Raw genomic sequence first — 796 nt, forward strand, 5'->3', positions numbered from 1 at the left:
AAACCGAAGCCGGAGAACGCGACCGTGTCACCGTCCTTGATGAGCGCGGCAGCCTGCGCCGCGCTGATTGCCTTCGTCATCGTCGCTCCTTTGGTCGGTCGGCGTCGAGCGCGCAGCAGCCCGGATCCGCGTGGGAATTGCGTGATCCGCGGTGCGGCGGGCATTGTCTGCCCGTGCGAGAGAACACTACCGAGCATACTCTCGCAAATCGGACTACTTTGGTCCTATATCCTCGGTCCGCGAGATTCTTAGGCTTGTCATGTGAAACGCGGCACGCGCTCGCGAGTTTTCCGACGTTGCCGAAACTTGGTGCGCCGCGAAGGCCGAACGAAAGCGTCGCCGCGGAGCTCCAAACAGAGAAAGGTTCAATGAAGAATGGACTTCAGCCTCAGCGAAGAACAGCAACTCCTGCTGGAAAGCCTCGACGAGATCCTCGACCAGTACGCGTCCCCGGCGTACGTGGCCGAGGCGGATCGCGAGCACCGCCAGCCCGTCGAGTTCAAGCGGGCCATGCAGGAGGCGGGCTTCCTCTCCCTCGGAATTCCCGAGGAATACGGCGGCACGCCGGTGGACATGGTGACAATGTGCCTCATCGGGGAGAGGGTGGCCTCGCGCGGCCTCAACCTCGGATACGCCACTGAGATCCTCCAGGTCCTCGACATCCTCGAGTTCGGCTCGCCCGAGCAGCGCGAATCGGTCCTGGGCATTTTGCAAGACGGCGGCGTCCCCTTCGCCCTCGCCTTCACCGAGCCGCAGGCGGGATCGGACTCCTCGGCGATGAAGACGACCGCCGAGC

Annotated in this window: 1 protein-coding gene; it reads left to right on the plus strand. The window is 63.7% G+C overall.

Annotated features, from left to right (window positions below; genetic code table 11):
• Nucleotides 1-375: 375 nt before the first annotated feature.
• Nucleotides 376-796 (plus strand): acyl-CoA dehydrogenase family protein (locus ACO48X_RS10355; protein ID WP_485002012.1); only part of this gene is annotated, 421 nt, incomplete at its 3' end.

The sequence above is a fragment of the Peptidiphaga sp. genome, from assembly GCF_057238965.1.